23 protein-coding genes and 3 pseudogenes are annotated in these 25,359 nt (G+C 73.6%); 9 read left to right on the forward strand and 17 right to left on the reverse strand.

From position 1 onward, the window contains the following. Positions 1 to 371: 371 nt before the first annotated feature. The 4 genes and pseudogenes from ACOBQU_RS14655 to ACOBQU_RS14670 form a co-directional block, all read right to left on the reverse strand. Positions 372 to 1,510, reverse strand: a pseudogene (locus tag ACOBQU_RS14655) (hypothetical protein). 203 nt (positions 1,511 to 1,713) lie between these two features. After that, a complete protein-coding gene (locus ACOBQU_RS14660) occupies positions 1,714 to 2,655 on the reverse strand; it encodes an N-acetylneuraminate synthase family protein (protein WP_423627275.1) in 942 nt (313 codons plus the stop codon). 14 nt (positions 2,656 to 2,669) lie between these two features. Beyond that, entirely contained in the window at positions 2,670 to 3,959 is a 1,290-nt protein-coding gene (locus ACOBQU_RS14665; RefSeq protein ID WP_423627277.1) for a cytidylyltransferase domain-containing protein, read from the reverse strand. A 133-nt stretch (positions 3,960 to 4,092) separates the two neighbouring features. Further along, positions 4,093 to 5,457 carry a DUF6716 putative glycosyltransferase gene (locus ACOBQU_RS14670; protein ID WP_423627279.1) on the reverse strand — a complete coding sequence of 455 codons (1,365 nt, stop codon included), beginning with the start codon at positions 5,455 to 5,457 and terminating at the stop codon, positions 4,093 to 4,095. 209 nt (positions 5,458 to 5,666) lie between these two features. Between ACOBQU_RS14670 and ACOBQU_RS14675 the strand changes: the two genes are divergently transcribed. The 3 genes from ACOBQU_RS14675 (at position 5,667) to ACOBQU_RS14685 (ending at position 9,395) form a co-directional block, all read left to right on the forward strand. Next, positions 5,667 to 6,647, forward strand: coding sequence for a glycosyltransferase family 2 protein (locus ACOBQU_RS14675; protein WP_423627281.1), 981 nt, complete (start codon positions 5,667 to 5,669; stop codon positions 6,645 to 6,647). Positions 6,648 to 6,892: 245 nt separating this feature from the next. Continuing rightward, positions 6,893 to 8,299 carry a polysialyltransferase family glycosyltransferase gene (locus tag ACOBQU_RS14680; RefSeq protein ID WP_423634486.1) on the forward strand — a complete coding sequence of 469 codons (1,407 nt, stop codon included), beginning with the start codon at positions 6,893 to 6,895 and terminating at the stop codon, positions 8,297 to 8,299. 211 nt (positions 8,300 to 8,510) lie between these two features. Next, the gene (locus ACOBQU_RS14685) at positions 8,511 to 9,395 is read left to right on the forward strand and encodes a class I SAM-dependent methyltransferase (protein ID WP_423627283.1); all 885 of its coding nucleotides are present in this window, start codon (positions 8,511 to 8,513) and stop codon (positions 9,393 to 9,395) included. A gap of 13 nt (positions 9,396 to 9,408) precedes the next feature. Here the strand turns inward: ACOBQU_RS14685 and ACOBQU_RS14690 are convergent, their stop codons facing one another. Both ACOBQU_RS14690 and ACOBQU_RS14695 read right to left on the reverse strand, forming a co-directional pair. Further along, positions 9,409 to 10,752, reverse strand: coding sequence for a polysialyltransferase family glycosyltransferase (locus ACOBQU_RS14690; protein WP_423627285.1), 1,344 nt, complete (start codon positions 10,750 to 10,752; stop codon positions 9,409 to 9,411). Continuing rightward, on the reverse strand, positions 10,749 to 11,735 hold the full coding sequence (locus ACOBQU_RS14695) for a glycosyltransferase family 2 protein (RefSeq protein ID WP_423627287.1): 987 nt from the start codon (positions 11,733 to 11,735) through the stop codon (positions 10,749 to 10,751). Before ACOBQU_RS14695 ends, ACOBQU_RS14690 begins: the two co-directional genes overlap by 4 nt. 554 nt (positions 11,736 to 12,289) lie before the next feature. Between ACOBQU_RS14695 and ACOBQU_RS14700 the strand changes: the two genes are divergently transcribed. Together ACOBQU_RS14700 and ACOBQU_RS14705 are read left to right on the forward strand one after the other, a co-directional pair. After that, complete coding sequence (locus ACOBQU_RS14700) at positions 12,290 to 12,838, forward strand: RNA polymerase sigma factor (protein ID WP_423627289.1); 549 nt, start codon at positions 12,290 to 12,292, stop codon at positions 12,836 to 12,838. Beyond that, the gene (locus tag ACOBQU_RS14705; RefSeq protein WP_423627290.1) at positions 12,835 to 13,755 is read left to right on the forward strand and encodes a hypothetical protein; all 921 of its coding nucleotides are present in this window, start codon (positions 12,835 to 12,837) and stop codon (positions 13,753 to 13,755) included. The genes ACOBQU_RS14700 and ACOBQU_RS14705 overlap by 4 nt, the downstream gene beginning before the upstream one ends. On the opposite strand, the gene ACOBQU_RS14710 is transcribed toward ACOBQU_RS14705, so the two are convergent. From ACOBQU_RS14710 to ACOBQU_RS14735, 6 genes and pseudogenes are all read right to left on the reverse strand, one after another. Next, complete coding sequence (locus ACOBQU_RS14710; RefSeq protein ID WP_423627292.1) at positions 13,739 to 14,095, reverse strand: DUF397 domain-containing protein; 357 nt, start codon at positions 14,093 to 14,095, stop codon at positions 13,739 to 13,741. The two genes, ACOBQU_RS14705 and ACOBQU_RS14710, sit on opposite strands and share 17 nt — an antisense overlap. Further along, positions 14,092 to 14,490, reverse strand: coding sequence for a DUF397 domain-containing protein (locus ACOBQU_RS14715; protein ID WP_423627294.1), 399 nt, complete (start codon positions 14,488 to 14,490; stop codon positions 14,092 to 14,094). The genes ACOBQU_RS14710 and ACOBQU_RS14715 overlap by 4 nt, the downstream gene beginning before the upstream one ends. After that, positions 14,451 to 14,717, reverse strand: coding sequence for a DUF397 domain-containing protein (locus tag ACOBQU_RS14720; protein WP_423627296.1), 267 nt, complete (start codon positions 14,715 to 14,717; stop codon positions 14,451 to 14,453). The genes ACOBQU_RS14715 and ACOBQU_RS14720 overlap by 40 nt, the downstream gene beginning before the upstream one ends. A 38-nt stretch (positions 14,718 to 14,755) precedes the next feature. Further along, a pseudogene (locus ACOBQU_RS14725) lies at positions 14,756 to 14,848 on the reverse strand (hypothetical protein); the annotation flags it as partial. Beyond that, positions 14,809 to 15,009, reverse strand: a complete 201-nt coding sequence (locus ACOBQU_RS14730) for a DUF397 domain-containing protein (RefSeq protein ID WP_423627298.1) — start codon at positions 15,007 to 15,009, stop codon at positions 14,809 to 14,811. The pseudogene ACOBQU_RS14725 and the gene ACOBQU_RS14730, both read right to left, overlap by 40 nt. Further along, positions 14,924 to 15,997: a helix-turn-helix domain-containing protein gene (locus ACOBQU_RS14735; protein ID WP_423634488.1), complete on the reverse strand. Its 1,074-nt coding sequence runs from the start codon at positions 15,995 to 15,997 to the stop codon at positions 14,924 to 14,926. The genes ACOBQU_RS14730 and ACOBQU_RS14735 overlap by 86 nt, the downstream gene beginning before the upstream one ends. 9 nt (positions 15,998 to 16,006) lie before the next feature. On the opposite strand from ACOBQU_RS14735, the gene ACOBQU_RS14740 reads away from it, so the two are divergent. Then, positions 16,007 to 16,363 carry an ATP-binding protein gene (locus tag ACOBQU_RS14740; protein ID WP_423634490.1) on the forward strand — a complete coding sequence of 119 codons (357 nt, stop codon included), beginning with the start codon at positions 16,007 to 16,009 and terminating at the stop codon, positions 16,361 to 16,363. A 186-nt stretch (positions 16,364 to 16,549) separates the two neighbouring features. Here the strand turns inward: ACOBQU_RS14740 and ACOBQU_RS14745 are convergent. Then, positions 16,550 to 17,095 (reverse strand): annotated as a pseudogene (locus ACOBQU_RS14745) (TetR/AcrR family transcriptional regulator C-terminal domain-containing protein); the annotation flags it as partial. Positions 17,096 to 17,151: 56 nt separating this feature from the next. On the opposite strand from ACOBQU_RS14745, the gene ACOBQU_RS14750 reads away from it, so the two are divergent. The 3 genes from ACOBQU_RS14750 to ACOBQU_RS14760 all read left to right on the forward strand — a co-directional run bounded on the left by ACOBQU_RS14750 (position 17,152) and on the right by ACOBQU_RS14760 (position 20,226). Continuing rightward, positions 17,152 to 18,621 carry an FAD-dependent monooxygenase gene (locus ACOBQU_RS14750; RefSeq protein WP_423627299.1) on the forward strand — a complete coding sequence of 490 codons (1,470 nt, stop codon included), beginning with the start codon at positions 17,152 to 17,154 and terminating at the stop codon, positions 18,619 to 18,621. Beyond that, entirely contained in the window at positions 18,618 to 19,118 is a 501-nt protein-coding gene (locus tag ACOBQU_RS14755) for a MarR family winged helix-turn-helix transcriptional regulator (protein WP_423627301.1), read from the forward strand. Before ACOBQU_RS14750 ends, ACOBQU_RS14755 begins: the two co-directional genes overlap by 4 nt. A 130-nt stretch (positions 19,119 to 19,248) precedes the next feature. Next, a complete protein-coding gene (locus tag ACOBQU_RS14760) occupies positions 19,249 to 20,226 on the forward strand; it encodes a L,D-transpeptidase family protein (protein WP_423627303.1) in 978 nt (325 codons plus the stop codon). 945 nt (positions 20,227 to 21,171) lie between these two features. On the opposite strand, the gene ACOBQU_RS14765 is transcribed toward ACOBQU_RS14760, so the two are convergent. The 4 genes from ACOBQU_RS14765 to ACOBQU_RS14780 form a co-directional block, all read right to left on the reverse strand. Beyond that, positions 21,172 to 22,470, reverse strand: coding sequence for a hypothetical protein (locus tag ACOBQU_RS14765; RefSeq protein ID WP_423627305.1), 1,299 nt, complete (start codon positions 22,468 to 22,470; stop codon positions 21,172 to 21,174). After that, positions 22,470 to 23,144, reverse strand: a complete 675-nt coding sequence (locus ACOBQU_RS14770; RefSeq protein ID WP_423627307.1) for an RNA polymerase sigma factor — start codon at positions 23,142 to 23,144, stop codon at positions 22,470 to 22,472. Before ACOBQU_RS14770 ends, ACOBQU_RS14765 begins: the two co-directional genes overlap by 1 nt. Before the next feature lie 298 nt (positions 23,145 to 23,442). Further along, complete coding sequence (locus ACOBQU_RS14775) at positions 23,443 to 24,381, reverse strand: hypothetical protein (RefSeq protein WP_423627309.1); 939 nt, start codon at positions 24,379 to 24,381, stop codon at positions 23,443 to 23,445. Positions 24,382 to 24,733: 352 nt separating this feature from the next. Beyond that, positions 24,734 to 25,339: a hypothetical protein gene (locus tag ACOBQU_RS14780; RefSeq protein WP_423627311.1), complete on the reverse strand. Its 606-nt coding sequence runs from the start codon at positions 25,337 to 25,339 to the stop codon at positions 24,734 to 24,736. Between the last annotated feature and the right edge of the window lie 20 nt (positions 25,340 to 25,359).

The following is a 25,359-nucleotide window of genomic DNA, read 5'->3' on the forward strand; positions in this document are numbered from 1 at the left end:
CGGAGCGTTCATGAGTGCAGAAGTAAAGACCTGGCCGAGTGGGGGCGTCAACGGGGGCGCACGGGTTGCGCTGAGCGCCGACTCACAGCGCGTAAGCAAGGGAGGAAGCCCGCTGTAAATACCGGCCAACTGGGCGGGAACCCGTGACACCCAGGAGGCGGCAGAGCGCTTTGGGCTCGCCACACACGGGCTCATCAGCGACGGCACAAGAGGATCAATCCATAAGCAGAAGCAAAGGATCTCGGCTGGGGTGCAGAGAACCAGCCAGGCGTCCGCCCGGCGTGGCTCGTCACGTCACGCACAGCTCCCCGAAGATTTTGCCAAACGGGCCCGGCCGTCAGGGCCTCGTCGATCTCCGTCGGCACCGCGTGCTACGCGGGTACCGCCGACGCCGACTCCGAGCCATGGGCCACCGTCGCCAACCGGTGGACGTCTCTCGCCGTGCCCGTCACCCCCGACAGGAAGCCCTGTGCCCGGGGGACGCCGTGTCCGTGAGCCACGTGGGGTCGATGTCCATGACCGCGACGCGGACCTCCGTGCCCGCGAGGGCCAGGGGGAGGGTGTGGACGACCGTGGAGGGGAAGCTGAGGATGGTGCGGCCGATGGGGCCGCGGCGGGCGATGAGTTCCAGGGGGAGGTCGGGGCGGACCACCTGGAGGCCCGTGTCGACCGCCAGGCGGTGGAGCTTCTCCGCGCTCTCGCGGCGGTGTGCGAAGTAGCGCGCGGCGCCGTGCGTGCGGGCGAGGGCGGCCACCGCCTCCACATAGCGGTCCAGGTCCACCACGCCCGTCTCCACCAGCGACGTGCCGACCAGGTCCGCGCCCTTGGTGATGCGCGGCGGGCCGAAGCGGGCCCTGGTCCAGGCGAAGGCGTTGGTCGTGACGCGGACGCCGTCCGGCGCCGACTCGATGGGCATGGAGGAGAAGACCTCCACCCGGCGGCGGCCCTTGGGGCTCGGCGTGAGGCGGCGGCGGGCCGACGACGACACCGGCATGAAGACCATGTCCCGCGCGCTCGGGCGGCCGCCCCTGCGGTGCCAGCGCGTCAGGCGCTCCCCGCGCGCCAGCTGCGACACGAACTCCATCGTGGCCGTGCCGTCGTCGACGACGACCAGGTCGCGGGCGCGCGTGATGGTGAGCAGGAGCTGTACGTAGCGGGAGAAGGGGTCGCCGATCACGATCCGGGCGGCCCTGCGCAGCGGCGCGGCGAGGCCGCCCACCGTGTGGAAGGGCGCCGTGGTGCCGCCGCGGGCCTCCTCCCAGCGGACCTGGTAGCCCTCCGCGCGGGCCAGCTCGGACATGCGGCGCAGCTGGCCCCGGGTCATGGGGTCGGTGGGCGACAGGACCACCAGGGTCAGGTCACCGGGCGGCAGCGCCGTCTCGGCTCCGCCCGCCGCCCCCGTCGCGTACGCCCACTCCAGGACGTTGAGCAACTGCACCGGCGACTCCACGAACGCGAGCGTGCCGTGCGGTGCCTTCGCGGCGGCGCGGCGCGCGCTCCGTGCTGACATGGGTCCTCCCGTGCGGGCGGGGCGGGTGAGGGGGGTGGGGTGGCGTGCGATGCGGGGAGTGTGGAGAGGCCGCCCGGGGACGCGGGCGCGGGAGCGGCACCCGCGCGCCCCGGGAGGCGCCGGGGACCGGCGGGCGCGTACCGGTGGCGTGAGTGATCGGTACGCGCCCGCCCGCGTGGGGCGAAGGCCCCTGGGACGGCGGCTCAGACAGCGACCGTCTCGCGCTCGGCGGACTCCGCCTCGGCGACGACGCCCGCCACGCGGCGCAGCTTCTTCATCGGGCCCAGCTCGGACTCGTACACCTTCTTCACGCCGTCGCCGAGCGACGCCTCGATGGTGCGGATGTCGCGGACGAGGCGCGTCAGGCCCTGCGGCTCGACGGAGGCGGCCTGGTCGGAGCCCCACATGGCGCGGTCGAGGGTGATGTGGCGCTCGACGAAGGTGGCGCCGAGGGCGACGGCGGCCAGCGTGGTCTGGAGGCCCGTCTCGTGGCCGGAGTAGCCGATCGGGACGTTCGGGTACTCGGCCTGGAGGGTGTTGATGACGCGGAGGTTCAGCTCCTCGGCCTTCGCCGGGTACGTCGACGTGGCGTGGCACAGCAGGATGTTGTCCGAGCCGAGGACCTCGACGGCGTGGCGGATCTGCTTCGGCGTCGACATGCCGGTGGAGAGGATGATCGTGCGGCCCGTGGCGCGCAGGGCGCGCAGGAGTTCGTCGTCGGTGAGGGACGCGCTGGCGACCTTGTGCGCGGGGACGTCGAACTTCTCCAGGAAGGCGACCGCCTCGGTGTCCCACGGGGAGGCGAACCAGTCGATGCCGCGCTTCTTGCAGTGCTCGTCGATCTGGCGGTACTCGTCCTCGCCGAACTCCACGCGGTGGCGGTAGTCGATGTACGTCATCCGGCCCCAGGGGGTGTCGCGCTCGATGTCCCACTGGTCGCGCGGCGTGCAGATCTCCGGCGTGCGCTTCTGGAACTTCACCGCGTCGCAGCCCGCGTCGGCGGCCACGTCGATGAGCGCGAAGGCGTTCTCCAGGTCGCCGTTGTGGTTGATGCCGATCTCGCCGGTGACGTAGACGGGCTGGCCAGGTCCTGCGGTCTTGGAACCGAGGGTGCGCAGGCGGTTGTTGGCGGCCGTGTTGCTCATGGCAGGAACTGTCCTTAACTGTTGAGGGAGGGGCCGAGGATCCAGGCGGCGATCTCTCGGATCGCGCCGTCGCCACCGGGGACGGTGGTGACCGCGCGTGCGGCGCCGCGTACGACGTCGTGGGCGCTCGCGACCGCCACGGGCCAGCCGACGAGGCCGAAGCACGGGAGGTCATTGACGTCGTTGCCGACGTAGAGCACGCGCTCGGGAGCGATGCCCTGCTCCTCGCACCACTGCTTCAGTGCGAGGTCTTTGCGGTCGATGCCGTGCAGGACCGGGATCTTGAGCTTCCGGGCCCGGGCGGCGACGACCGGGTTCTGTTCCGTGGACAGGATCAGCATCGACAGGCCCGACCTGCGCAGGGCCGCGATGCCGAGGCCGTCACCGCGGTGCACGGTGACGAACTCCCGTCCGTCGGAATCGATCAGCACCCTGTCGTCGGTCTGGGTGCCGTCGAAGTCGAGTACGACCGCGTCGATGTCGTCGCGGGTCGGAAGGGCCGCCTCGGCGACCGCGCGGTCCGCGTCGAAGAGCGGCGCGAGGGCGCGGGCGCGGGCCAGGTCGTGCGGGTCGTCGATCTCCAGGACCCGCGCCGGGTCGGTCCGCACGAGTTCGGTGTGGCCGAAGAAGCGGTGCTTGTGGGCGCGGAAGCCCGCCGCGTCCATGCCGTAGACGGCGCCGGTCTCCAGGAGGTCCTGGGGGCGGTCCTGGCGGCGCGGGCGGAAGGACTTGTCGTGGTTGACGCCGTAGCCGCCGGACGTGGTGGTCTCGGTGACGACCGCGGTCGCGCCGCCCTCCACGGCGGCGCGCTCGGCGTCGATGGCGGGCGGCTCGTCGCCCGCGTCGCGCCAGACGAAGCCGTGGAAGGGGGCCACCGTGTGCGCGGTGTCGGCGCCGCCGGTGACGATCGCCTCGACGATGCCGTCGACGTCCTCGCGGGTGATGAAGGGGCTGGTGCACTGCACGAGCAGGACCACGTCGACCGGCGCGCCGTGCAGCGCCTCGTGCGCGTCCATGGCGTGCAGCACCGCGGCCTCGCTGGTGGCGGTGTCCCCGGCGATCGCGGCCGGGCGCAGCACCACCTCGGCGCCCGCGGCGCGGGCCGTCTCGGCGATCACCGTGTCGTCGGTGGAGACCACGACGTCGGTGACCAGCGCCGCCGCGGTGCAGGCGCGGACCGCGCGGGCCACCAGCGGGACGCCCCCGACCGGCGCGAGGTTCTTCGCGGGCACCCCCTTGGATCCGCCGCGCGCGGGGATGACGGCGAGGACGCGGCGGGCGCCCTGCTGGTGGGGGTTGCTCATGGCGGCTCCTTCGGGGGTGCCGGACTCGGGGGTGCCTGGTCCGGGGGTGCCGGACGGGGGCTTGACCGGGCGGGGCGCCCGGCACCCCGCGGCGGGATCACGGCGCCCTGGCCCTCGGACTCGTACGGCGCCGTCACAGCTCCCCCATCCGCCGGATCACCGGCGCCACGCGCTGCACCCCGTGGCGGTAGGCGCCGCGGGCCGCGCTGCGGACGGCCTGGCGGACCGGGCCCGGGTCGCGGTCGGCGGCGGGGGCGCCGGGCAGCGGGGCGCCGTCGGGGCCGAGGTGGTGGCGGGCGAGGATACCGGGCAGGTAGCCGGGCGCGGTGGTGCGGGTGTAGTAGGGCGCGAGCGGCGGCAGTCCCTCCGCGCGGGCGCGCCCGGTCAGCTCGGTGACGCGCTCGCGCGCCTCGTCGAAGGCGGTGGCGTACGTGCCGTCGGCGGCGACCCCCTGCCGGGCGACCCACTCGGGGTCCGGCTTCGGGGTGTGGCCCTCGTCGAGCTGGTCCCAGGAGGCGAGGCAGCCGGAGCCGATGAAGTGGTGGTTGCCGTGGGCCTCGCGGATGCCGAAGTCGGTGAGGACGGCCGTCGGGACGCGCCGGTGCAGCGCTTCGAGCGCGGCGGTGGAGCTGACCGTGACCAGCAGGTCGGTGCGGTCCAGGACCTCGCCCATGTGCCCGTAGACGAGGCGGAAGTTGGCGGGCGTGTCCATGCCCTTGACCAGCTTCTGGTACGGGAGTTCCTCGATGTGCGTGGTGTGCTCGCCGGGCTTGCTGCGCAGCTTGAGCAGCACCTCGCGGTCGGGGTGGCGGCGCGCGTGCCGGATGAGGCGTTCGAGCAGGTAGACGCGGTCGGCGCGCTTCTCCGGCACGGAGGGCTGGGCGGCGAAGACGACGGTGTACGGGTCGCGGGGCGCGTACGGCTCGCCGCCGAGGAACGGCAGGGCGGCCTCCACGACACTCGTGGCGTCGGCGCCCACGCCCTCGTACACCGCGCGGAAGCGCTCCGCGTCCTGGCGGGAGTTGGCGAGGACCACGTCCGCGCCGTGCCGAAGCAGCAGGCCGTCGGCCAGCTTCTCGTAGACCACTCCGACGTAGCCGGTGACCACGACGGGGCGCTGCCGGGCGCCCTCCCAGACGCGGGCGAGGCCGTGCAGGACGGCCTGGACGCCGCCGCCGACGAGGGCGAGTACGAGGATGTCGTACTCCCCGGCCCGGTCGCGCAGCTCGCTGAGGAACTCGATGGCGGTGACCTCGCGCAGGCTGTCCGCGCGGACGCCGACTTCCTGGAGCTGGCGGGGGGTGGGGGTGGCGCGGCCGCGCAGGAGATATCCGTCGAGGCTGAACTCCTCGGCCTCCCCGGCCTCACTGGCCTCTCCGGCCTCACTGGCCCCGGGGGCGGCACCCGCGAGGCGGCTCGCGGTGAGCGCGCCCCACTTCCACCGGGTGTCGGAGTCGGCGAGCACGGCGACTCGCGTCGTCTTGTTGCTTACTGGCACGTCGAAGACGCTAGGAACCGATTTCGATTGATGGCCCAACTCAGATGCAACAAACGGTTAACAGCGAGCCGACGAATGGCGAATCGGTGACGCGAACGGGTGAAGCCGAACGCGGACGGGTGGCGGTTAACCATCCCGCCACGCTTCGTTCACCTGACATCCCACCCTGGGTCAAGACGAATGCCGGGCCGACACCTAACGTCTCGCACGTGGTTAAGCTCTCCGTCATCGTGCCGTTCTACAACGTGCAGCAATACGCGCCCGACACCTTGAAGTCCCTGCGTGCGAACGCGCGGAGAGACTTCGAATTCATTCTCGTCGACGACTGCTCGGCGGACGGGACGCCCGACATCCTGGAGCGCGCCGCGCGCGAACTCCCGGGCGCCGTGCATCTCAGACACGAGCAGAACGGGGGCCTGGCCACCGCCCGCAACACCGGCCTGGACGCGGCCCGCGGCGAGTACATCACCTTCCTCGACGGGGACGACTGGCTCGCTCCGGGGTACTACGAGCAACTGGTCGGCGCCATCGAGGAGTTGGGCTGCGACTTCCTGCGCACCGACCACGTGCAGTGCACGGCGCGGGCGCGCGGCGTGCACCGGGTGCCGGTCGGCCTGCGCGGCACGGTCCTCAACCCGCGCGACGTGATACTGCCCGCGGACCGCTCCACGTCCGTCGACTACGCCTTCGCGTGGGCGGGCGTCTACCACCGGCGCCTGCTCGACCAGGGCCTGCTGCACTTCACGCACGGGCTGCGCACCGCCGAGGACCGGCCGTGGATCTGGAAGCTGCACCGGGAGGCGGAGACCTTCGCCGTGGTGAGCCTGCTCGGCGTGTTCTACCGGCGCGGCGTCGCCTCCTCGCTGACGCAGATCGGTGACGTGCGGCAGCTGGACTTCATCAAGGCGTTCGACCAAGTGGTGCGGGAGACGGCCGAGGACCGCGAGGCGGCCCGGCTGCTGCCGAAGGCCGTGCGGACGTACTGCGCGATCATCTCCCACCACCTGGGGTCCATCGAGCGCTTCGAGCCCGCCGTGGCGAAGAAGCTGAAGACGCTGAGCGCCGCCGCGCTGAAGCGGATGCCGCAGGGCGTCCTCGACGAGGCCCTCGACTCCATGGACGTCCAGCGGGCCACGCGCCTGCGCCGACTGCGGCGGCGGGCGGTCGACCCCGGGGAGGTGGCCGCGTGAGCGCCCCCGCGGACGCCTCCGGCGCCTCCAGCGGCTCGGGGGTCACCGGCAGCTCCGGGGCCTCCGGCAGCTCCGGCGCCCCTGACGCGTCCGCCAGCGCCCCTGACGCGTCCGGCGCCCCCGCCCCCGCAGACACCCCCGCCACACCCGGCACAGCTGACACCCCCGAAACCCCCGACACACCCGTGTCCCCCACCACCCGAATCACCCCCACCGGAGTCACCGTGACCCCCGCCGGAGCCCCGGTGCGCGACCCGCACGCCGCCGCCCTCGCCGCCGCGCGCCCGGACGCGCGCCGCCGCACCACCCAGATCTTCTTCGCGTCCACGCTGTACGGCGTCGCCACCCTCGCCGCCGCCCTGGACGCCGACCGCTTCGCCCCCGCCGACCGGCGCGTGCTGCTGGTCGCCAACAACGCGGCGACGCCCGAGACCACCCCGTCCGTCGACACGATGCCCGGCTTCGACAAGCTGCGCGGCCGCTTCGACGACGTGCTGTCGTGGAACGAGGCCATCTCGCCCTTCCACCCCGGCGGCTGGTCCCCGCGCGGTGACGACCTGCCGCTGTGGGAGCGCTATCTGCGCCTGGCCTGGCACCTCGGTGACGACAACGTCGAGCTGGCCGTGGAGTCGATCCAGGTCAACCCGGCCCTCGCCGTCACCCGGATCTTCCAGGGCGCCCCCGTCACCGTCTACGCCGACGGCCTGATGAGCTACGGCCCCACCCGCAGCAAGCTGGACCCGCTGGTCGGCACGCGGGTGCGCCGCCTGCTCCACCTGGACCTGGTGCCGGGCCTGAAGCCGATGCTGCTCACCGAGTTCGGCGTGGAGCCGGAGGTCGTCCCCACCGAGACCTTCCTGAAGGTGCTCGGCGAACTCGCCGACGGCGAGGCCGAGTCGGGCACCCTCGACGCGCTGCCGCAGATCACCGGGCCCGCCCTGCTCCTCGGCCAGTACCTGTCCGCGCTGAACATCCTCACCGCCGAGGAGGAGGAGGACCTGCACAGCCGCATGCTGCGCTCGGCCGCCGCGCTCGGCCACACCCGCGTGGTGTTCAAGCCGCACCCGACGGCCCCGGCGCGCTGGTCGCGGCAGCTGGAGGCGGAGGCCGAGCGGCTCGGCGTGGAGCTGACCGTCCTGGACACGCCGGTGCTCGCGGAGGTCCTCTACCAGCGGATGCGGCCCGCGCTCGTCGTCGGCTGCTTCTCGACGGCGCTGCTCACCGCGTCCGCGTTCTACGACCTTCCGGTGGCCCGCACCGGCACGGAGCTGCTCCTTGAGCGCCTGAAGCCGTACGAGAACAGCAACCGCGTTCCGGTCACCCTCGTCGACGCGCTCCTGCCCGACGTCACCGACCGGGCCGCCGTCGAGCGGCAGGGCCCGCGCCCCGACCCGCAGGCGCTCGGCTCCCTGGTGCGGGCCGTGGGCTTCGCCATGCAGCCGAAGATCTACCCGAGCCTGCGCCCGGCGGCGGAGCGCTATCTGACGGCCCATCTGAACGACCGCACATGGCGGTACTTCAAGAAGCGGCGGCTGACGTCGCTGGCGCTGCCGGGCGGCGTTCCGGTGCAGCTGGCCTTCATCCCGCGCAACGCGGCCGTGCGGAAGGTGGCGCGGCGGGCGCGGTCGATCAAGCGGGCGGCGCTGGGCTGACGTCCCGGCGCACGCGAGCGGCACGCGGGGTGCGGGGTGCGGGGTTGTCTGACTTTCACCCCGCACCCCGCCCCCCTTTACCGGGAATTCATCCCCCGGCCGTGCCTCTTTGGCCGAAACCGGCATTGCGTCGCCCGCCTTGACCACTCCTGGAATGAGCCCCTAGCGTCCCGGAGGAATTGCGTCCGCGACACGAGAGCGATATTCCCTCATGCCTGCTGCGCACGACACTTCCACGCTTCCGCGGGAACTCGGCGACGTACCCGGCTGGTTCCCGCACCTCGACCAGATGCTGTTCGACTGGTTCCTGTCCAGACAGGAATCCCGGGGCATGCGCGGCGATCTCCTGGAGATCGGCGTGTACATGGGCAAGAGTGCGATTTTCCTCGGCCACCACCGCCAGGACGGCGAGGACTACACGGTGTGCGACCTGTTCGAGGACGAGGCCCCGGACGGCGCCAACAAGGCGGAGTCGGCGAAGTCGTACCCGACGCTGACCAAGCGCGCCTTCGAGCGCAACTACCTCTCGTTCCACGACGAGCTGCCGCGCGTGCTGCGCGCCCCCAGCTCCGTCGTGCCCGACGAGGTGGCGCCGCGCTCCTGCCGGTTCGTGCACGTCGACGCCTCGCACCTGTACGAGCACGTGCGCGGCGACATCGGCGCGGCGCGCGACACGCTGAAGCCGGAGGGCGTCGTCGTCCTCGACGACTTCCGCTCCGAGCACACGCCCGGCGTGTCCATCGCGGCCTGGGAGGCCGTCCTCAACCGCGGCCTGAGGCCGATCTGCCTGAGCACGCAGAAGCTGTACGGGACGTGGGCCGACCCCGAGCCCGTACAGGAGGACCTGCTGGCGATGGTGCGCGGCCGGGACGACTGCCACCTGAGCGTCCAGGAGGCCGCGGGCCACCGCATCATCCGCCTCAAGTCCAAGAAGGGCCTCACCCCGCCGCCCTTCCCCCGCTCCCGCCACTACCGCCCGCCCGCCCCCGCCCTGCCGTCCCTCCCACCCCAGCCCTCCCGCACCCGGGCCCGCCGCCTGGCGGCGGACCTGCTGCCGCCGGTGGTGCGGAGGGCTGTGCGGAAGGGGCGGTCGTAGGCGCGGGCGGCGGTCAGGACGTCCGCGCCGAGCGGATCCGGCGCACGACGCGCCGCACCACCGGGTTGCGCCGCAGCGCCTCCGCGCGCACGGGGCTGCCCCCGGGCAGCCGCAGGCTGGTCAGGCGGCGCTTCTTGAAGTACCGCGCGTGGTCGGCGAGGTGGCCGTCGAGCCAGGCGGCCACCTCGGCCCGCAGCGCGTGGTGCTTGCGGGACTGCATGCAGTACCCGACGGCGGTCAGCAGCGGGCCCAGTCGTGGCGCGAGCGCGGCCAGGTCCAGCGGGGTGCCGACCGGGTCGTGCTCGGCGTCGGGCAGGGCCGCGTCGACGAGGGTGAGCGGGACGCGGTTGCTGTTCTCGTACGGCGTGACGCGTTCGAGCAGCAGGTCCGTGCCGACGCGGGCGACGGGGATGCCGTAGAAGGCGGCGGCGGTCAGCAGGGCCGTGGAGAAGCAGCCGATGACCAGCGCCAGGCGCAGGCGGGCGAAGACGGTCTCGGCGAGCACGGGTTCGCGCAGGACGGTCAGCTGCACGCCGAGCGCCTGAGCGGCGGCCTCAAGGGACGTGTCGTACCCGGCGGGAGCACTGGGGTGGGGCTTGAACAGCACGCTGCGGTGCCCGGCCCGAACGGCGGCCCCCACCATGCGCACGTACAGGTCCGCCTCCTCGTCCGGGCTGATCAGGTCGAGGGCGGAGAGGTACTGGCCGAGGAGGACCGCCGTGGGGCGCCCGGTGGCGGGCAGGGCGTCGTCGAGGGCCCGGGCGCCGTCCGCGCCGATCCGGGCGAGTACGTCGATGACGGCCTCGTCGGGGATGACCTGGGGCTCGACGCCGTACTCGGACAGCAGCAGGGGGCGCAGGCCGGGGACGAGGTCGAGGTGCAGGACGCGGACGATGCGGCTGTTGACGCCCTGCGGGACGCGGTTGCGGGTGGGGCCGTAGCTCATCAGGCCGTCGGCGTAGACGTGCAGGGGGCTGTCCGCGAAGATCTCCGCCGCGGCCCGGGAGGGGTTGGCCTGGATCGACTCGCAGGCGATCTCCACCGGGGCGTCGCCCAGGTCCCAGCGCAGGCGCAGGGCCTTCTCCCACAGAGGGACGTCCTGGGCGCGCGGGGACCAGCCCGCGGGGTGGTAGGGCGCGACGCACGCGTTCCACGAGTGGACGGCGTCGAACTCGGTGCGCAGTTCCTCGAAGCCCGCCGTGCGGTCCCAGGGGGTGGTGACCTCCGGTACGGGGGCGACGTTGCTGACGACGAGGACGCGCCGGTGGGCGGCGCGCGGCCCGAAGAGGCCCGCCCGGATGGCGGCGGTGACGGTGGCGGCGGCGTACTGCGTGGCCGCGAAGAAGAGCTGGATCACGTCGCGATGTCCTTCATGCCGCCGCGGACGCGCCGCAGGGTGTGGACGCGCTTCTCGCCCATGCCCACGAGCGCGTCGTCGAGTTCCGCGTCCGTCATCCGCGCGAGGGCGGTGGCGCTCCTGCTGCGCAGCTCGGCGTAGACGGCCCGGTCGAAGCGGTCGCGGTCGAGGAGGTGGTGGGCCATGACCACGCAGTAGGCGCGCAGGGCCTTGCGGCGCAGCGCGTCCGCCCGGGGGTCGTCGGCGAGTTCGGTGAGGACGAGGGTGAAGGCGCGGAAGAAGTCCAGCTGGCGGTCGTCGCCGATGCGGGTCAGGGAGGCGGCGAGGCCCCGGCGGTAGAAGACGCCGCGCAGGCTGGAGACGACGTAGGAGTCCGCCTTCCGGTGCAGCGCCCAGATCCAGGGACGGTCCTCGGCGGTGCGCAGGCCGTCGTGGAAGCGCAGCAGGCCCCGGTCGAGCAGCCGCCGGTGGTAGACGCCCGCCCAGGCGTAGGGGTAGTCGACCATGGTCGTGGCGTCGACGGGGAGGATGGAGGAGCGCGGGTCGAGCAGGGTGTTCCGGCGGCCTTCGGGGGCGCGGTGGAGGGTGCGGGCGGTGCCGTCGGCCTGGACGTGGTCGGTGCGGACGAAGTCGGCGTCGAAGTGCTCGGCGCAGTCGACGAGGGCGGTGAGGTAGCCGGGGGCGAGCCAGTCGTCGCCGTCGAGGAAGGTGAGGTAGCGGCCCTCGGCGGCGTCGATGCCGGTGTTGCGGGCGGTGGCGAGGCCGCTGTTGTGCTCGTGGCGGATCACCCGGCTGTTCGGCAGCCGCCGGGTGAGCGCCAGGAGCGCCTCGTACGTCCGGTCCCTCGTCGACCGGTCCTCGACGAAGACGAACTCGATGTCGTCCCGGGCGTTGTGGACGAGGCTGGTCACGGTGTCCGGGACGTACGCCTCGACGTGGAAGCAGGGCACGACGACGGACAGTCTCGGTGGTCGATGGCTCACGGGCGCACCTGTGCTCTCTCGGGCGGGTTTCCGGTACGGGGTGGTGCGGCGCTCGGCGGCGCTGCCGCGCGCTCTGGTGGCGGGCGGCGGGGTGGCGGGCGGCGCGGCGGTGCGGGGCGGCGGCCCGCTCGGCGGCGGCCTGATGCTGACAGGCGGACTCCGGCCAGCTCAACGCACCGGGTGGCCGGACCGTCGCCTCCCGGCCGTTCGCTGCCTGAATTCACGGTGAACTCAGCGCCGTACGCCGATGAACTCACGGCGGAAGTCCGTGCCCGCGAACGCCCGCTCCCCCTGAAATGGCCGAGGGGCGCGGGCGCCGGACCCTCGGGTCCTGCGGGGGCGGCCCGTCGAAAAGTGGCCTGGTCCGCGCCTTGCCGCGAACGCCGGGGCGTGCTGGGCGAACACGCGGGCGCGGAGAGGGGGGCGGCCGTGGGGGCCGGGGGAAGCGGGCGCGACGGCGGCGCCCTGGGGGCACGCCCCGCGAACGCTGTGGCGCCCCGGTGACAAGTACGGGGTGAGGGCCGCCGACGGGCGGTCCCTGAGAGGGGGGCTCCGTGGCCAAGGACCCGGACGACGAGGAGCGGCACGCGGTACGGGACCCGGCCGTCTTCGCGTCGCTCGTCGAACGGCACTCGGCGGACCTGCACGGCTACTTCGCCCGCCGCGCGCCCCAGGCCGCCGACGACCTGCACGCGGAGCTGTGGCTGCGGGCGTACGCCGCCCGGCGCGGCTTCGATCCCGCGCGCGGCTCCGTACGGGCCTGGCTGTTCGGCGTGGCCAGGAACGTGCTGGCGGCGCACTGGCGCGGTCTCGCCTCCGGCGGGCCCCGCGTGCCCCGTCCTGCCGGGAGCGACGACCCGTGGGAGGCCGTCGACGACCGCCTGGTAGCCGCCGCGCTGGCGCCCAGACTCAGAGAACGGCTCCGGGAACTCCCCCCGATGGAACGGGAGTTACTGCTCCTCGTCGCCTGGGAGCAGCTCACACCCAGCGAGGCGGCGGCCGTGGTCGGCATCCCCGCCGCGACGGCCCGCACCCGCCTGCACCGCGCCCGCAACCGCATGCGCGCCGGTGCCGCGTGCGACATGACGGGAGACCGCACATGACCGAGCGCACCGAACGCGACGACCTCCTTGACTTCCCCGGCGCCGACGAACTGATCGCGGCGGGCGCGGTGCCCCCACCGCCGCCCCACGCGATCGCGGCGGTACGCAGGCGGCTGGCGCTCCCCCCGGCCCCGACGGCCACCGCACCGCCCGCCGCGCCGGAGGCCCCCCTGATCGTCCTCGGCCACGGGGCGCCCCCACCGGCCGCGCGGCACTCCCGCCGCCGGGTGCTGATCGCGGCGGCGGCGGTGGCGGCGGTCGCCGCGGGGGCGGCGTCGTATCCGGTGCTGAGGGTGGACGGCACGACGCCCGCGTCCCAGCCTTCGGCGGCCCCGTTCCTGAACAAGATGGCGGATATCTCCGCGCAGCAGCCGCTGCGGAGGCCCACCAAGTACTGGAGGGTCCGGTACGAAACGGCTGAGGGCAACAAGGTGTTCACGAGGACGTGGTACACCAGCATCGGCGGCGAGGGCCTGGAGCGGAAGCCCGACGGCAAGCTCTACAGTCTGGGCATCAGCCGCTGGTCAGTAGGGGCGTCGCGGTTCAGCCCAGCGGAACTCGAAAAGCTCTCCATAGCACCGGAGTTGTCCAAGCGGCTCCCCCGGGATCCCAGGCTGCGGTTCCGCCAGGCCGTGGAACTCCTGGAGCACTCTCCCGGGAACCCGCACCTGCGGTCCGCGCTCTACAAGGTACTCGCCCGCATTCCCGGGGCGACCCTGACGGGCGCTACCGAGGACAGCAGGGGCCGCCCCGGCACCGGCATCACCTTCGTCGAACCCCACCCGTCCAGGCGCTCCTTCTCCTGTGTGATCGACCCGAAGAACGGGCGCGTCCTGGAGGACCGGAGCACGCCCCTCAAAGGGCCGACGTCCCGCACGACCTACCTGGACGTCGGCTGGGTCAACGACACCACCTGACCGACGAAGGCCGCCCACGCTCCACCGAAACGGCCGCTTTCGGCCCCTCGGGGTGCTTGCTGTCCCGGACAGCGAGCACCCCCACGAAGCCGCCAGCGACCTCCACGCAGTCGCCGCCTTGCGCGTTGCTGTAACTGGACCGACGCCACGGGCCTCGCATCCCGTCGACGAAACCCGTCCACGCACCCGCCGAGAAGACCACGCTCGGCCCCTCCCGGTACTTGCTGTCGCGTACGGCAAGCACCCCCGGGGCCCCTTCAGCGACTTCTACGCACTCGCCGCCCTGCGCGTTGCTGTAGCTGGACCTGCGCCACACGTCAGGGCGGGACACTCGCGTCACGACGCGCCCCGTAGGCCCTCAACGAAAGCGGCCCACGCCCTCGCCGAGACAATCGCCACTGCACCCTCCGGGCGCTTGCTGTCCCGCACGGACAGCACGCCAGGAAGCCGGTCAGCGACCTCCACGCAGTCGCCGCCCTGCGTATTGCTGTGACTAGACCGACGCCACGGGCCTCGCATCCCGTCGACGAAACCCGCCCACGCACCCGCCGAGAAGACCACGCTCGGCCCCTCCCGGTACTTGCTATCGCGTACGGCAAGCACCCCCGGGACGCTGTCGGCGACCTCCACGCACTCGCCACCCGCCTGGTTGCTGTAACTGGACCTGCGCCACACGTCAGGGCGGGACACTCGCGTCACGACGCACCTCGCATGCCGTCCAGGAAAGCGGTCCATGCCTTCGCTGAGACGAGAACCACCGCACCCCTCGGGCGCTTGCTGTCCCGCACGGACAGCACGCCAGGAAGCCGGTCGGCGACCTCGACGCACTCGCCGCCCTGCGTATTGCTGTAACTGGACCGGCGCCACGGGCCTCGCACCCCTTCGACGAAACCCACCCACGCACCCGCCGAGAAGACCACGCTCGGCCCCTCCCGGTGCTTGCTGTCCCGCACGGCAAGCACCCCCGGGCCCCTTCAGCGACTTCTACGCACTCGCCGCCCTGCGCGTTGCTGTAGCTGGACCTGCGCCACGCGGCAGGGTGGGGCGCGCGCGTCACGACGTGCCTCGTAGGCCGTCTACGAAAGCGGTCCACGCCTTCGTAGAGACGAGGACCACCGCACCCTCCGGGCGCTTGCTGTCCCGTACGGGCAGCACGCCCGGGAAGCCGTCAGCGACCTCTACGCAGTCGCCACCCGCCTGGTTGCTGTAGCTGGACCTGCGCCAGACGGCGCCGCTGAGGTCGAGTTGGGACATGCGCGTCACGGTGAAGCCCCTCCATCACGGAACGGATCAGGTCGACCGACTCTTCCGGCCGCAGCGCCCGGGCCACCAAGTGTTCGAACGCCAAGGCATACTCTGTGACCGAGTCCCCTCGTTCGACAAGCTCTCCCGACTGAGGGCCTTCCAAGTACGCCACATCCGGCCGCCGGGGAAACGACAGTACAGTCGCTGAACCACCCATGAGCAGGTGTTCTCCCTGCTCGAAGGGCAGCACCTGAACCGTCACACGGCCGAACTCCTCCACAGTGCGGAGCAAATGAGCAAGCTGACCCCGCATGACAGTGGCTCCGCCCACTGGGCGCCGCAGCACCGCCTCATCCAGGATGACCCAGAGCACAGGAGGACTGGGCTTGGTCAGGAGCTTTTGGCGTACTAGCCGGGCCGACACCAACTTCTCCAGCTCATCACCACCGTGCGCCAAGGCCAACAGAGCCCATGCGTACGCGTTGGTCTGGAGCAGCCCCGGAACGGTGTGCGCCTGATACTTCCGGATGACGTTCGCCCTCGCCTCCAACTCCACATACTTCCGCGCCCAATCCGGAATCGCCTCCCGCTGCACATGCCACCACAGCTCGCTCAACTCGCCGTTGGCGCCTAGGAGTCGGTCGAGGATGTCCGAGACATCCTTGGTCGGGATCTCGTTGCCCAGCTCGTACTGGGCGATGCGGCTGTGGGCGATGGGCACCTGCGCGCCCAGTTGCCGCTGGGTCCACCCCGCGCGCTGGCGGAGTCGGCGGAGCTTGGTGCCGTAGAGCGCCGCCAGGGACGTCGTCGGGTCAAGTTTCTTCGGTGCGGGCATCGTTGCCCCCGTTTTCGCGTCGGGCCGCTGAAAACCGTAACTCTTGGTGAGCGTAGCGTCACGCTGGGACGCTCGTCGGGTAAACGCCGGTACGCGGGGCGACGAGGGAGTTCTCAGGTGACGACGGACGGCGAAGAAGTGATTCTGCGGTGGCCACGGCATCCACGCTCCGTGAGCAGGGCCCGCCAGGAGCTGCGGAAGCGCCTGGCCGACTGGGGTGCCGTCGGCATCGAGGACGCGGCGCTCGTCGTGCTGTCCGAGCTGCTGACCAACGCCGTGCGGCACGCGCACGGCACCCCCGGCCGGGAGGTCGAGACCCGCTTCCGGCGCCTGGAAGGCGGCACCGTACGGATCGAAGTGCACGACGCGGCGAGCGAGTTGCCGGTCGTGCGCGCCGCCTGCGATCCGTGCGCGGAGGGCGGCCGGGGGCTGCCGCTGGTCGCGGCGCTGGCGGAACGGTGGGGCGCGGGCGCGCGGAACGGGCCCGGCAAGCAGGTCTGGGCCGAGCTGAACGCGCCCCGCGAGTGACAGGCGCCCCGCGAGTAACGGGCGCCTCGCGAGGAGCCGTTCAGGCGGGCCGCAGCGTCGCCCCGATGCCCGCCACCACCGCCGCCAGCCCCGTCTCGAAGCCCTCCTCGTAGCCCCGGAACAGTTCCTCCCCGCCGCCACCGCCAGGGGATAGTCCCGGAGGCGTTCGGCGCGCGCGGCGAGGTCGTAGCCGTCGGGGGCGTGCGTCGGGTCGGGGGCCGTGGCCTGTTCCTCGATGACGTAGCCGATGGTGTAGCTGTACGCGGTGAGCCAGGCGCGGGCCGCGGCGGCCGGGGTGAAGCCCGCGCGGGTGAGGCGGTGGAGCTGGGCCTCCATCGGGGCGGCGTACGACGTGTCGGTGAAGTGGGTGCCGCTGTAGACCTTGGCGCCGTCGCGGTAGCGGAGCAGGTGGCGGCGCAGGCCGCGCATCGCGTCGGTGAGGGCGGTGGCCCAGTCGGCGTCGGGGGCGCCCTCCAGGTCCGCCGCCATGCGGCGCAGCATCTCCGTCGCCATCTCGTCCAGCAGCGCCTGCTTGTCCTTGAAGTGCCAGTACAGGGCCGGGGCCTTGACGTCCAGGCGCTGGGCGATCGCGCGCAGGGTCAGGCCGTCGAGGCCGGTCTCGTTCAGGAGGTCCAGGGCGACGGCCGCCACGCGGGCGCGGTCGAGCCGGTTCCCGCGCCCCTTGCCGCCGCCCTTGGTCACACCGTCGGTCGCGTCCTTAGCCACCCCCACAACTTAACAGCGTTCGGGCTTGACAGCTTAACGACGTTAAGTGCACGCTCGCGGACATGGAACTTAACGACGTTAAGGAAACGGATGTCGTCATCGTGGGGAGCGGGCCCGCCGGGCTCACGCTCGGCTGCGATCTCGCACGCCGGGGCGTGCGCGCCCTGGTCCTGGAGCGGGCCCCGCGCCTGTTCCCGGGCTCGCGCGGCAAGGGGGTGCAGCCGCGCACGCTGGAGGTCTTCGACGACCTCGGCGTGAGCGACGAGATCCGGGCCGCGGGCGGGCCCCCGCCCGTCGGGATGGTGTGGGCGGACGGCGTCCGGCAGGGCGAGCACCGCATGTTCGACGAACCGGCGCCGACGGACTCCGCGCCGTACGCCGGGCCGTGGCTGGTGCCCCAGTGGCGTACGCAGGAGATCCTGTACGAGCGGCTGGTCGCACTCGGCGGCGCGGTCGCCTTCGGCACGGAGGCCGTGGGCGTCGAGCAGGACGCCGACGGCGTCACCGTGCGGCTCGCGGGCGGCGGGGCCGTCCGGGCCGCGTACGCCGTCGCCGCCGACGGCGGGCGCTCCACCGTGCGGCGCGCCCTGGGCATCGGCATGACCGGCGAGACCGTCGACCCGCACCCGGTGCTCGTCGCCGACATCCGCGTCCGCGGCGCCGCGCTCGACCGGGACAACTGGCACATCTTCCCGCCGTCCGACGGCGTGGGCTTCACGGCGATCTGTCCGCTGCCCGGCACGCCGGACTTCCAGCTCACCGCCCAGTTCACGGACGGCGGCGCGCCCGACACCTCCCCCGACGGCGTCCGCAAGGCCGTCGCCGCCCGCACCCACCTGGCCGCCGAGGACGTCACCGAGGTGCGCTGGGCCTCCGACTTCCGGCCGCGCGCCGCCCTCGCGGACCGCTTCCGTGCGGGCCGGGTGTTCCTCGCGGGCGACGCGGCGCACGTGCACTCGCCCGCGGGCGGCCAGGGCCTCAACACCAGCGTCCAGGACGCGTACAACCTGGGCTGGAAGCTCGGCCTCGTCGTACGCCACGGCGCGAGCCCGTCACTGCTCGACACGTACGAGGAGGAGCGGCGCCCCATCGCCGCGGGCATGCTGGACCTGTCCACCCGCATCCACCGCGGCGAGGCCCGCCGGGGCGCGGCGACGCGCCAGCTCGGGCTCGCCTACCGGGACTCCTCCCTGACCCGGGACACCCGGACCGACCGGACCGCCGGGGACGGCGTGCGCGCGGGCGACCGCGCCCCGGACGGGCCCCTGGACGCCGGGCGCCTCTTCGACGCGCTCCGGGGGCCGCACTTCACCCTCCTCGCCGTCGGCCAGGGGGCATCGGAACTCCCGTACAGAGAGAGCGAGTTGGTGCGGATACGAGGTGTACGACGTGCCGACGCCCTGGACGCCTACGGCCCGGGAGTCTTCCTCATCCGGCCGGACGGCTACGTGGGCTGGGCGGGCCGGGACGCGGACGGCCTCGGGGACTTCTTGACCTCGACCAAACTTGAGGTTCTACGTTCGGGGGCATGACGAACGACACGAGCACCATCGAGGCCGCCAAGACCCCCTTCACCCCCTCCCACAGCGACGCCGAACTGGTCAACCAGCCCATCGGCTACTGGAGTTCGGCGGCGGGCCAGGCCGTCGTCCACCACATCCGCACCATGCTCGCCGAGCACGGGCTCACCCAGCCGCAGTGGTGGGTCCTCAACCAGGTCATCGGCCACGACGGCGGGCGCGACCGCGCGGAGGTCGTGGACGTCCTGCGCGGCTACCTGGAGTTCGGCGCGAGCGGCATCGAGCACAACACCGACGTACTGATCGCGCGCGGGCTGCTCACGCAGGACGGCGACGGCAGGATCCACATCACCGCCGAGGGCGCCGCGCTCCAGCGGAAGGTCGCCGAGCAGCAGGGCCGGACGCGGGACGAGATCCACGAGGGCATCGACGACGAGGAGTACGTCCGCGCCCTCAAGGTGCTCCAGCGGATGATCCACAACGTGGGCGGCCGGGCCTGGCACCACTGAGGCCCGGTCGGGGCCCGGTTCCCATCCGCAGCCCAATGGGCAAGACTTCAGAGGGAGTTGTCCAGTGAAGTGACAGCCGAGCGACAGCGTTCGACAGTGTTGGTGACAGTGGGATGACGTGGGGGATGCCATGAGCAGGGGCACGGCAGCCACGGCGCGCGCGGCGGCGGGCGCGGTGGTCGCCCTCGCCCTGGCGTGCGGGTGCACGGCGGGGGCCATCGACTCGTCCGGCCGGGACGGCGGGGACGGCCGGGGCGGCCGGGACGGCAGGGCCAGCGCGGACGACCGGGGCGGCCCGGTGTCCAGGGCCGAGCGGGCCCCGCGCGCCCGCTCGGCGCCGGACGCCCCGGAGCCGACGTACACCCGCTCGCCCAAGCCGAGGATCAAGTCCCCGGTGTCGCGGGCCGAGCTGCCGCCCTCGCCGACGCCGACGCCCACTAGGCCCCGGGCGACGCCGCCGCTCCCTCCCCCGCCGGGCCCGGTGCTCATGGCGCGGGGCGAGCGGGGCGCGAAGGTGCGCGAACTCCAGGCGCGGCTGCGGCAGTTGGCCTGGTTCCACCAGGCGCCGACGGGGTTGTACGGACCGGCGACGACGGCGGCGGTCGCGGGCTTCCAGGGCAAGCGGGGCCTGCGGCAGACCGGCGCGACCGACACCCGTACGTGGGACGCGCTGGTGCGGATGACGCGCCGCCCGACGCGGTACGAGCTGTACCCGGACGGCGGCATGCCGCCCGCGAAGCCCGACCGGCGGTGCCTGACCGGGCGCGTCATGTGCATCAGCAAGAAGAGCCGCACGCTGACGTGGATGATCGACGGCAAGGCGGTCACGACGGTCGACGTGCGCTTCGGCTCGGAGTACACGCCGACGCGCGAGGGCGAGTTCCGCGTGTTCTGGAAGTCCCGCCACCACGTGTCGACGCTGTACGACACGCCGATGCCGTACGCGATGTTCTTCAGCGGCGGCCAGGCCGTCCACTACTCGTCCGACTTCGCGGCGCGCGGGTACGCCGGGGCGTCGCACGGGTGCGTGAACGTGCGGGACAAGGCGGGGATCGCGCGGCTGTTCAAGCAGGTGAAGGACGGGGATCGGGTGGTCATCTATCGGTGACGGGGCCGGGCCCCCTAGGTGCCGGGCTGCCGCGCTGCCGGATTGAGGGCGCGGGCGGGATCGGGGAACGAATCCCGCCCGCGCCAATGGCACGGAGCCGTAGGTACGGGGGAACCCCGGCTCGTGCGTGGGCCGATGACCAGTCGGCTCACTCCTTACTGCGCCGTCACTCCGGAAAACGTCACACCTGGGTGGTGCGGTCTGGATCACACTCGGGTGGGGGGCGGCCGGGGCTGGCCGGGGGCCCACTGCCGGGGCTGGCCGGGCCGCCGCTTGGGGGCGCTGGGCGCCCCGCGCGGGAGGGGTGCCGGGCCTCATTGGGGGCCGAGCCCGGTACTGGCGAGGGCTGGGCCCTGTACGGCGGGGCGAGCGCCGGAGGCGGAGCGAGGCGACCGGCAATCGGCATCCGGCATCCGGCGGGGAGGGCTGCCAGCGCCGCGCACGTCGTGGGGCCGCCGCCCGTCAGGCAAGGGAACTGTCAGCCGTCGAGTCGCAGGGCGGGCTGAGCCCCGTACGGCGGGACGAGCGCCGGACGCGGAGCGAGGCGACTGGCGACCGGCATCCGGCGACCGGCGGGGCAGCACCACCCGCGCCCCGCATGCCGTGGGGCCGCCGCCCGGATCAGCAGACCCCCAGCGCCACACCCCCGCACGGGCAGGGGTGCCGGGCCCTCGGTGAGGGCCGAGCCCGGTGCCGCAGGGCGGGCTGAGCCCCGTACAGCGGGACGAGCGCCGGACACGGAGCAAGGCGACTGGCAACCGGCATCCGGCGGGGCAGCACCACCCGCGCCCCGCACACCGTGGGGCCGCCGCCCGGATCAGCAAACCCTCAGCCCCACACCCCCGCACGGAAGGGGGCGCCGGGCCCGCACCGGAGCGCGACCGGCGGCCGCCGTGACGGCCGTGCCACCGCCCGCCGGGCGCGGCGGGCCGTCGTCGCCTGGGCTCAGAGGACCGGGAGTGCCGAGTACGTCGGGGTCGGGTCCGGGTGGTGGGGCAGGGTGACCGGTGGGACGCGGCCGTGGCCGCCGCCACCGCCGTGGCCGTTTCCGGGGCCCTTGCCAGGGCCATGGCCGGGGCCGTTGCCGTGACCGTTCCCGGGGCCGTGGTGGCCGCCGCCTCCGGAGTCGTCGTCCTCGTCGCCGCCGCCGGGGCGGCCGCCGCCGTTGCCACCGCCGTTGCCGTTGCCCCCGCCGGGGTCGCCGTCGTGCTTGCCGCCACCGCCGAGGATCCGGTCGCAGAACGCGGTCAGGCGTTCGCTGCCACGGGCGAGCCGCTCCAGGCCCCGGCGTCTGGCGTCGTTCAGCTCACCGTTGCGGTAGGCGCGGCAGTCGTCGGCGGCGCGCTTGTACCACTTCTTCACGCCGCCCTTGCCATCGCCGTCGCCGCCGCCGTCCTCGCCCGCGTCGGGCCGGTCGTCGGGGGCGCGGCCCGTGCCCTCGCCGTTGGCGCCCGCGCGGTCCTCGTCCGTCGGGGGCGCGCTGGTCTCCGGGGAGCGGGACGGGTCGTCGTCGGGCGAGGAGCTGGCGTCGTCCGGGACGTCGTCCGGCGGCGCGGGAACGTCCGCCGACGGCGAGCGCAGCGGCTTCGTCGGCGACGGGGCGGGGGACGCGCTGGTCGCGGGCCCGCGCTCGCCCGACTCGAACGGCGACGGGATCACCCCGGCCCCGGCCGCCGCGACACCGCCCGCCATGCAGGCGGCCAGCGCCGCCGCCACGCCGAAGCGCACGGGGCGCCCCCAGCGCAAGGGGCGCGTGACGGCGCCACCGGCGCCCAGGCGCACGGGCGGGTCACCGCCGTCGCCGACACCACCGTCCGCGGTGCCGACGGCGCGCCCTCCGGCCACACCGAGCGCCCCGCCCGCATCACTCGTACCACGAGTACCACGAGTACCACTCGCACCAGCGGCCCCGGCAGACCCGGCAGACCCGGAAGGCCCGGAAGACCCAGCCGCCCCGGCAGCCACCGCCGCCCCCGAAGCGCCCCCGCTGGACTCGGCAGCCCCGGCGGACGCCCACGTCCGCCCGCCGCGCGCCGCGCGGAACGCCGCCAACGCCGCGTCCTCGCCCGGAAGTTCACCGTCCGCGCCGGTCTTCGCGGGCTTCGCCGCGGACAGCGCGCCGAGCACGTCGGCCAGGCGGCCGAGCTGTTCGCTCTCGTGATGGCCGGTGTCGTCGGGCCGCTCGCCGCGCAGCAAACGCTCCGCCACGTCACGGTCCAGCCACTTGTCCTGCTCGTCGGCCATCACATGTCCTTCTGCGTCCGCGTACGCGAATGCGTCACACACGACGGGGTCGACGGCGCCGCGCGGTCGTGCGGGTCGGGCTGCGGGGGCACGGCGCCCAGACCGCGCCGCCGCGCGGCGTCGTCGGCGCCCATCAGCTCGGCGAGCCGCTTGAGCCCGCGGTGCGCGGCGGTACGGACGGCTCCGGGGCGCTTGCCCAGGGTCTCGGCGGCGCTCTTCGCGTCGAGCCCCACGACGACCCGCAGCACCACGGCCTCCGCCTGGTCCTGCGGGAGCTGGGCTATCAGCGCGAGCGCGGCGTCCGTGGCGAGGGACTCCATGGCCTCGCCCGCGGTGTCCGCGTCGGCGGGCCTGCCGGTCAGCTCCGTCTCGTCGCCGCCGATGGCGGGGCGGCGGCCGCGCATGCGTATGTGGTCCAGGGCCCGGTTGCGGGCGATGCGCGCGGCCCAGCCGCGGAACCGGTCCGCGTCCCCGCTGAACCGGTCCAGGTCGCGGGCTATCTGGAGCCACGCCTCGGACGCCACGTCCTCGGCGTCGAGATCGCCGACGAGCGTGCGTACGTAGCCGAGCAGCCGCGGGTGCACGGAGCGGTACACATGACGGAACGCGGTCTCGTCACCGTCCTGTGCCGCGAGCACGGCGGCGGTCAGCTCAGCGTCGTCCTCCCCCTGCACTGCGTGCCCCTCTGCGCCTGGTCAGGCGCGGCTCTCACGGGTCGTCCCTGTCGCGGTCGCGCGCCGCCTCCCCGGTCCCGGGGGCGCCTGCGGTGGTGGGTCGCAGCACGGCGCGAAACTGCACGCTACGGCGTGAAACCGGTGCGCGTCCATGTTTGTACAACATGCAACTAGCGGGTGCCCCGGGGAGGTGTGACACAAAACGCAGCCCCGACGCAGTAGGGAGTACGGACCGCCACGCGGTTCGTGCCGTGTGACGGCCGGGGCCTCTCCTGTGGGGGGTGGCGGCCCCGGCCGCTCACCCCCGCGCGGGACCCCCGGGCCTGGCCCCGGTCAGACCCCGGTCAGACCTCGAAGAGGTCCGCGCCCCCGGCCCCCGGATGTCGTCGGCCTCCACCACCTGCGACGCGGGCGGTGCGTGGGCCTCGACCGGCTCGTCATAGTCGGACATCTTCATGACCATCCGCTGGCCGTTCTGCTCCATCTCGAAGGCCGCGATGTACGGCTTTCCCTCGGCGGCCACATACATGGAGGCGTCCGAGTCGCCCGTCGGGTCGACGATCGGGATCACGTGTTTGCCGTACCGGTAGGTCGGCGATCCGGCCTGGAAGACATCATCGGAGTTCTCCGCGTCGTCGGGCGAGCCCAGCTTCCGGACCAGCTCGTCCAGGTCGCACTGCTGGGCGGGCGTCGCCCGGCGCCCGCCGGTCGCTTCCGTCGGCGCCTTCAGGTACTTGCCGCGCACCAGCGCGACCCGCTCGCGGACCGTCGCCGCGGCCTGCGGCCCGCGCGCCTCGCCCATCCGCACCAGCGTGTCCAGGGACTCGTCCGAGAACCGTATGTAGGTCGCGGTGCCCCCGATCACGATCAGGTCGCCGCTGCGGCCGGGCCCCGCGTCGAACGTGCCCGTGCAGTTGCTCCGCCGGTCGATGTGCAGCGCGACCTGCTCGCGCCGCGCGGTCCCGGCCACCGCCGAGCCCTTCGTCTGCGTCACGTCGATCCGCACCGACCGGGCCGACCTGAGCAGCTCCACCCCGTCCACGGCCAGCTCCAGGCCGCGCCGCTGCTCCGGCGGCAGCTCCTCGGTGAACGTCCCGCCGGTCAGCCGCACCGGCTCCTCCTCGCCGCAGGACGCCACCAAGGGCGCGAGCGCGCCGACCGCGAGCGCGAGGGCCGCGGCCCGCGCCCTCCGGCGGCGCCCGCCGCCCCGAGTTCCGCACGTGGCCTTGTGCCCCACAGTCCCCACCCGTCTTCGCCGACCTCTCCGGTTACGTCCCGCGCCCGCCGTCTGTGCCTCATGGGCGTTCTCGTGCGTGTGCTCGCGCGTGTGCCCGTACGTGTGCTCGCGCGTGCCCGTGCGTGTGCTCGTACGTGTTTCTCATGCGCTTCTCATGAGCGGCGCCTCTCATGAACCCTGCGCACGCGGGCGCCGCGTTGTCACATTCGTACGCTGCGGCAAACATCACGTCGTCTTTCGCTCGATCCCGTACAACCCTTCCGTTCTTCCGGAAGTCTTACGAACTCGCTGATTCACCAGGTTGACCAGGAGTTCGCTAAGGGGTGGGGCGATTGAGCCCGCGCAAGCATGCCTACCGGCCGCTCAGTCTCCGGCGCAGGGCGTGGCTCACGATCGGCGCGGTCGTCGTCGGCGGGGCCGGAGCGGTGACGTACGCGACGGCGGAGCCCGCCGGTGGCCCGCCACCGGCGGCCGACGCGCGCTCCCCGCGCCCGGCGGCCGTACGGGACCTCGCGCTGCGCGGCCCGGACACCGGTCGGCGGGAGCTGCCGCGCACGTCCACCGCCCGGTTCTCGCTGCTCGGCATCGCCTGGGACGGGGCAGGCCGCGCACTCGACGGCACCGCCGAGGTCCGCACCCGCGCCGCCGGTTCGGGACGGTGGAGCGCCTGGCGGCACCTGGACACGGCGGGCGCGGACGGCACCGGCTCCGCGCCGCTGTGGGTGGGCCCCTCCGACGGCGTCCAGGCCCGGGTGACCGGCCGGGCCGCCCTGCCCGACGGCCTCAAGGTGAGCCTCGTCGACCCGGGCGCCCCGGCGCGCGAGTCCCGCGCCCCGGCGCTGGCCCCGGCCGCGTACGCCGCGAAGCCCGCAGGCCCCGCCGCCCCTCCGTCAACGGTCCGCCAGCCCCCGATCGTCCCGCGCGCCGCCTGGGGCGCCGACGAGTCGCAGGTCACCAAGGACCCCGGGTACGCGACGA

The organism is Streptomyces sp. G45 (assembly GCF_049542095.1).
Taxonomy (GTDB): Bacteria; Actinomycetota; Actinomycetes; order Streptomycetales; family Streptomycetaceae; genus Streptomyces.

Excerpts from the sequence above, each read along its gene's own strand:
- ACOBQU_RS14685 (WP_423627283.1), top strand. The coding sequence starts at position 8,511 with ATGCCTGCTGCGCACGACACTTCCACGCTTCCGCGGGAACTCGGCGAC.
- ACOBQU_RS14705 (WP_423627290.1), top strand. The coding sequence starts at position 12,835 with ATGACCGAGCGCACCGAACGCGACGACCTCCTTGACTTCCCCGGCGCC.
- ACOBQU_RS14715 (WP_423627294.1), bottom strand. The coding sequence starts at position 14,490 with ATGGACCGCTTTCCTGGACGGCATGCGAGGTGCGTCGTGACGCGAGTG.
- ACOBQU_RS14735 (WP_423634488.1), bottom strand. The coding sequence starts at position 15,997 with ATGCCGTGGCCACCGCAGAATCACTTCTTCGCCGTCCGTCGTCACCTG.
- ACOBQU_RS14755 (WP_423627301.1), top strand. The coding sequence starts at position 18,618 with ATGACGAACGACACGAGCACCATCGAGGCCGCCAAGACCCCCTTCACC.
- ACOBQU_RS14665 (WP_423627277.1), bottom strand. The coding sequence starts at position 3,959 with ATGAGCAACCCCCACCAGCAGGGCGCCCGCCGCGTCCTCGCCGTCATC.
- ACOBQU_RS14765 (WP_423627305.1), bottom strand. The coding sequence starts at position 22,470 with ATGGCCGACGAGCAGGACAAGTGGCTGGACCGTGACGTGGCGGAGCGT.
- ACOBQU_RS14750 (WP_423627299.1), top strand. The coding sequence starts at position 17,152 with ATGGAACTTAACGACGTTAAGGAAACGGATGTCGTCATCGTGGGGAGC.
- ACOBQU_RS14760 (WP_423627303.1), top strand. The coding sequence starts at position 19,249 with ATGAGCAGGGGCACGGCAGCCACGGCGCGCGCGGCGGCGGGCGCGGTG.
- ACOBQU_RS14660 (WP_423627275.1), bottom strand. The coding sequence starts at position 2,655 with ATGAGCAACACGGCCGCCAACAACCGCCTGCGCACCCTCGGTTCCAAG.
- ACOBQU_RS14730 (WP_423627298.1), bottom strand. The coding sequence starts at position 15,009 with ATGTCCCAACTCGACCTCAGCGGCGCCGTCTGGCGCAGGTCCAGCTAC.